Below are 5,524 nucleotides of genomic sequence, written 5' to 3' on the forward strand. Positions count from 1 at the left end.
CGCAAGGTGAAGACGTTCCGCAGAACGTCGCCACCGCAGCGGCGTGACGCTGCGGCTCACCCCCCAGCGCCAGGGGCTCCGCCCCTGGACCCCCGCCGAGACCCGCGTTCTCTCTCGAACGGTGCCCGTGTTTCACGGCCCCCTTTCGCGGGCGCGTGTGGGGGGCGCGCGTGGCTGCCCCCTGAGCCGGCGAAACGCGCGAATCCGGGCGCGAACACCGGTCGCGGTCCCGGTCCCGGTCCCGACACCCGGACCCGGACCCGAATCCCGGTCCCGAGGCCCGGCGCCCGGTCCCGACGCCCGACGCCCGGACCCGAATCCCGGTCCCGATTCCCGGCGCCCGGTCCCGACACCCGGACCCGGACCCGAATCCCGGTCCCGAGGCCCGGCGCCCGAGCCCGGACTCGGTGAGCGAGACAATCCTCACGAAGAAACGGTTAAAGCCACAACGCGGCATCGCGGCGGTGCACACAACGGGCGTGTGGGGTAGCTTGGATATCCTTCGCGCTGGACGAACCGCCGCTTCGCGGCGCTTCGTCCGCGCCTCGGCGCCTGCGGGCGCCTCGGGGCCTCCGGAGCCCGAGGCAAGAAACGATTAAGGACGCGACGCGGCATCGCGGCGGTGCACACAACGGGCGTGTGGGGTAGCTTGGATATCCTTCGGGCCTCCGGAGCCTGTGACGAGGGTTCGAATCCCTCCACGCTCGCTTGCCGACCTGATCCGCTGGGAGACCGGCGGGCAACGGCTAAATAGGGCGAACCGCTTTGACGGCTCGCCCGCGGGGCGCCGGAGACCGGCGTGGCGCGGGGTTGCGCCGGCTCGCCGGCGCATTCGCAAAGGGCGCTTAGATCAGCGGTAGATCGCTTCCTTCGCAAGGAAGAGGCCGTGGGTTCAAATCCCACAGCGTCCACTCTCGTTCTCGGGACCTTTTCTCGACCCTGACCGCGAGCGCGGGCGCTGCGTCGGTGGGCTATGGCGCGGGCGTCCAGCGCGCGATGCGGTCGCAGTCGCGCACCCACGCGTCGCGCGCCTCGCCGTCGGCGGTCGTCCACGCGAGGTGGAGCGGTTCGGTGCAGACCGTGAAACCGGGGGAGCCTTCCGGCATGAGGATGGAGCGGTCCGTCGCGAAGAAGCCTGGCGACCCGATGACGGCCCCGAGCTGGAGCGTGACGGGCTCGCGCCCGGTGACGATCGCGCGCGAGGCGTCCGCGCACGCGGGGGCCATCGTGGGCTCGTAGCAGGCGTCGTCGCGGTCGCGTCCGAGCGCGCGGTCCACGGGCTGGTGCCAGGTCGCGAGAACGACGCCCGCCCCCCACGTGTCGTGCGGGACGAGCGTGACGTTGAAGAAGAACGTGAAGCCGTCGAATCCGGGGTTCGGAAGCCTAGGCGTAAGCGGAAGGTACTCGCCGTTCGAGCGCGCGTAGTCGTCGGGGAGCGGGCGGCGGCCGGATTCGTAGGGATCGGGTCCCGCCGAGCCCACGAAGCCGTCGCCGTCGTGGTCGTGGAAGAGGCCGACGCGCACCTCGGCCGTGAAGAGGCCGGGCGCCATCGTCGGCGCGCCGCCGCGCTGGCCGCCCACGAGCGGCGCGGTGTCGCGCGCGGGCGGGGTCTCGTCGTACATGACCTTCGTCTTCGGCAAGAGGTCGATCCAGTCGTGGTACGCGGCGCGGTAGTCCTCGACGCGGCCCGCGCCCGAGCCGCCTTGACCGTGGTCCCACTCGCGCGGGTAGGGCGACCAGAGGGCGCCCGCCGCAAGCGTTGTCACCGCGTCCGCGGGCGTGCCCGTGGTCGGCGCGCGCTGCACCTCGCACCCGTCGGGGCATGAACCGACGCTCGGCGACCCGACGTCGTTCATCGCGGGGGCGAGGCTCGACGCGTAGAGCGCGGCGACGGGGCCCGGCGCGATGGCCGCGTAGTCATCGATGTCCACGCGCGCGCCCGGAAGCGGCGTGAAGGGAAGGCCCGTGCCCGCGGCGGGGACGGGGTGCGACTTCGAGACGACGATGGAACGGAACGTCTGCGCGAGCGACCCGTCCGCGAACAGGATGGGCGCGGTGCCGGTCGCGTACGCGCTCGCGGAAGCGATGAAGGCGAGCTCGAAATCCGGCTCGTGCGGACCCGGCCGCATCGTCGAGGTCGCGACGGGCCGGGATCCCGGCTCGAGGAACCCGATGGGCGAGGCGTCGACGACGGGAATCCACTCGTTCGACGTGTTCCAGCGAGGCTGACCCTGCTCGTCCGTCTCCGCGTTCGTGCGCACGTCGATCGTCGCGTCGTCGTCGAGGTTGTTCCACCAGCCGAGGAGCGCGACGAATTGGCCCGGCCCTGGCGGGATGACGTCGGGCGCGATTCCGCCGGAGGCGCGCGCGAGGTTCATGCCGCGCAGCGCATCATGCGCGAGCTGGTCGGGCCGCCCCGCGTTCGGGTCCGTCGGGTCGTAGCCGCCGACGGCTTCCGCGAGCGGGACGGGCTGCGAGGGGCCCGCGGTCGTCGCGTAGAACGCGTCGAGGACGAGGATGCCGACCGCGGGGTGGTCCGAGCCGGTGGTTTCGAGCGGGCAGGCCGCCGTTTCCGAACCGACGAGCGCCTCCGCGACGCAGTTGGCCTGCCCTTGCGCGTCGAGGGCGGATCGCCCCGCCTCCTCGGACTCGGGCTCGACGAGGTAGTCGTACCGGAAGGTGCCGAGGCAGCCCGCGACCGCGGCTGCGAGCGCGAGGACGACGATCGGCAGGGCTCGCATGGAAGGCCTCCGCGATCCCAGCGACCCGGGGTCGCTAAATCGGTTGGGGCCTCTTGTCGGGCCTTGCGGCCTCAGTCGGCCCCGGTGCCGACGATACGACGGAACGCGTCGTCCTGCGCGAGGGCCGCAAATGCGCGGTCGCCGCGCGCCGTCGGCGCGAGGGCCGGGTCGAGGTTGAGCGCGACGCGCAGCTTCGCCACCGCGTCCTTCGCGCGGCCGCCCGCGACGAGGAGCCGCGCCTGGTGGTAGAACACGGACGGCTCGGCGGGCGCCGTCGCGGCGGCGCGCGCGATCTCCGCGCGGGCCTCCTCGTCGCGGCCGAGGCGCTCGAGCGCGAGGCCGCGACCGAGGCGCGCAAGCGGCGAGCGGGGCTCGAGGTCGGTCGCGGCGTCGAACAGGACGAGGGCGCGCGCCGCATCCCCTTCCTCGAGCGTCTCGCGGCCGCGCATGAGCAGCGGCGCGGCGGGCGCGCTCGCGCGGACGGGCCCGAACACGACGGGGCCCGCGATGGCCCTCGGCGCGCCCGCGGACGTGGCGGCAAGGGCGTGCGCGGGCTTGCTCCGTCGACCGCGGTGCGCGAGGGCGAGGGCGACGAGGAGCGCGAGGACGGCGAGCAGGATGAGCGCGGCAAGCGGCCATGAGATCGGCAGGCCGGGCATCGCGGGCGCCACGGCTCCGCTGTTCGCGGATGCCGTCGATCCATCGCCGAAAGCGGCGCCATCGAGCGTCGCGCCATCCGTCCCCGTTGCGGGAGCAAGAACGCTGAACGTGGTTTCGGCGGCGCGACCCTGCGACAGGGAGGGAAGCGCGCTTGCGACGTCGAACACGACACGGTACACGCCCGACAGGGAAGGCGCGACGATCGTGACGCTCGCCTCCGGAGGCGTGCCCGCCGCAAGCCGCAGCGTGAGCGCGGAGCCCGAGCGGTCGCATGGGCTCGTCGTGCTGCCGTCGGGGGCGACGACGAAGCACGTGACCTCCCCCTCCGCGACGAGACCGCCAACGACGGGAAGAGGATCGCCGTGGTATTCGAGCAGGACGCGGTCGCCGGGCTCCACGAGCCTCGGCGTCGCGGTCGCGGAGGCGGCGCTTGCGACCGGCGCGACGACGAGGAGGAAGGCGGCCGCCGCGACGCACGCCCGAAGGATGTTCGCGCGACCGGCCCCGACGGCGCTTACGCTGGTACGCATGGTGGTGCCTCAACCCCGTGGTTGAGGACCCTTCGCGCGGCGAGGGCTTCAAGCTTGCGACACTTTACCATGCCACGACATGTCTCGGATGCCGGCCACGACGGGCGCGGGCGGCGCTCACCACCGCGTCACGATGGCCTCCACGAGGATCGGCGTCGGGGGCCCTTCGAGCGCGACGTCGAGCACGAGGAGGCGGCGCGCGCTCGCGACCGCGACGCCGGGCGGGACCGCGGACCCCTCGTCGAGCCAGGGGCTCCGGTACCGCCCGTGCGTGAGCACGTTCTCCCACCATGCCGCCTGCTCAGAGGCGGAGAAGGATCCCGGCACCACGGCGCTCAGGATCACGGCGCGGTTCGCGACGGCAAGGAGGGTCGCGTCGCCCTCGACCGCGACGCGGTCGGCGTCCGGCGCGCCATCCACGTCCCAGGCCTTCGCCGCAAGCGGCCACGGGAGGGAGGCGAACAGCGGATGGGGGAAGGCCGCAAGCGCGTGCGTGCGCGCAAGGGAGATGGTCGCGGGAACGCGATCCCTCGCCGAAGCGGCGACGAGGCCGCTCAGCCACGCGCCCGCGGCGTGGTCGGATCCGAGGACCACGACGCGACCGCCCGTCCCTGCGAACGCGGCGAAGCTCGCGGGAAGGCCTGCGTGGTCGAGGGCCGCGTGCCGAGCGTGGGAGCCCGCGATGACGACGTCGTAGACGCCGCGCTCGAATCCCCACACCCCTTGATCGGGCCCCGCGCGCACCGCCACGTCGTCGATCGCCCATCCGCGGTTCCCGTCGTCCACCGCGTCCGACACCCAGCGGAAGCCGATGAGGAGACCTCCGGCGGCCGCCTCGACGCACCGCAGGCCCGCAAGGGGCATCTCGCGCGCGGTCCAGGCGTCGGGAGGGGTGGCGACGGTCCTCACGGGCCGGCTCGGGGCCGTCGCGAGCGGGATCCAGCTGAGGCCGCCGTCGCAGCTCGCCTCCACCGTCGCGTGGTCCTTCGGCTCCACGACCTCGGCCTCCGGCTGCGGAGTTGGAAGGCACGGCGACGCGGGCGTGAGGACGAGGGCCGGGGTCTCGTCGCCCGGCGTCGCGCCGGCCATCGCGGAGACGCGGTACGCGTAGGCGCGGCCGTTCTCGAGAGGCGCCTCGCTGAAGAAGGGCCCAGCCGTCACCGCGTGGACGACGCCGTCGCGCGAGACCCGATAGGTCGTCGCGCCCTCGACCGGGTTCCACGAGAGCGTCGCGCGCGCGTCGCCCGCGACGCCCTGCAGGTTCGCGGGCGCGGCGAAGCGGGCGCGGGCCTCGATCTCCGCGGACCGCGGGCCTTCCCCCGCGAGGTTCTTTCCACTCACCGCGTACCGGTGGAGGGACCCCGGGGCGACCGCGTCGTCGTGGCGCGGGACCGCGACCTCGGCGAGGCGGACGCCGTCGCGGTACACCACGTACGTGACGGCGCGGAGGGCCGGGTCCCACGAGAGCGCGAGGCCCCCGTCGCGGGCGCTCGCGGCGAGGTTCGAGGGCTGGGCGGGGACGGGCGGCAGCGGCGTCGCCGTGACGGTCGCCGAGCGCGGCCCTTCGAGGCCCCACGCATTCGTTGCGGACAC

3 protein-coding genes and 2 tRNA genes are annotated in these 5,524 nt (G+C 73.9%); 2 read left to right on the forward strand and 3 right to left on the reverse strand.

Features of this window, described 5'->3' with window-relative positions:
* The first annotated feature begins 633 nt into the window (after positions 1-633).
* Positions 634-707 (forward strand) — tRNA-Arg (locus tag VM889_01390).
* A gap of 132 nt (positions 708-839) precedes the next feature.
* Positions 840-911 (forward strand) — tRNA-Ala (locus VM889_01395).
* Between the two features lie 60 nt (positions 912-971).
* Here the strand turns inward: VM889_01395 and VM889_01400 are convergent.
* From VM889_01400 to VM889_01410, 3 genes are all read right to left on the reverse strand, one after another.
* The gene (locus tag VM889_01400; protein HVL47191.1) at positions 972-2,741 is read right to left on the reverse strand and encodes a hypothetical protein; all 1,770 of its coding nucleotides are present in this window, start codon (positions 2,739-2,741) and stop codon (positions 972-974) included.
* 71 nt (positions 2,742-2,812) lie between these two features.
* A complete protein-coding gene (locus tag VM889_01405) occupies positions 2,813-3,931 on the reverse strand; it encodes a tetratricopeptide repeat protein (GenBank protein ID HVL47192.1) in 1,119 nt (372 codons plus the stop codon).
* A 117-nt stretch (positions 3,932-4,048) separates the two neighbouring features.
* Positions 4,049-5,524 (reverse strand): hypothetical protein (locus VM889_01410; GenBank protein ID HVL47193.1); only part of this gene is annotated, 1,476 nt, incomplete at its 5' end.

The sequence above is a fragment of the Candidatus Thermoplasmatota archaeon genome (genome assembly GCA_035540375.1).
In the GTDB taxonomy this organism is placed as follows: domain Archaea; phylum Thermoplasmatota; class SW-10-69-26; order JACQPN01; family JAJPHT01; genus DATLGO01.

Excerpts from the sequence above, each read along its gene's own strand:
- VM889_01400 (HVL47191.1), bottom strand. The coding sequence starts at position 2,741 with ATGCGAGCCCTGCCGATCGTCGTCCTCGCGCTCGCAGCCGCGGTCGCG.
- VM889_01405 (HVL47192.1), bottom strand. The coding sequence starts at position 3,931 with ATGCGTACCAGCGTAAGCGCCGTCGGGGCCGGTCGCGCGAACATCCTT.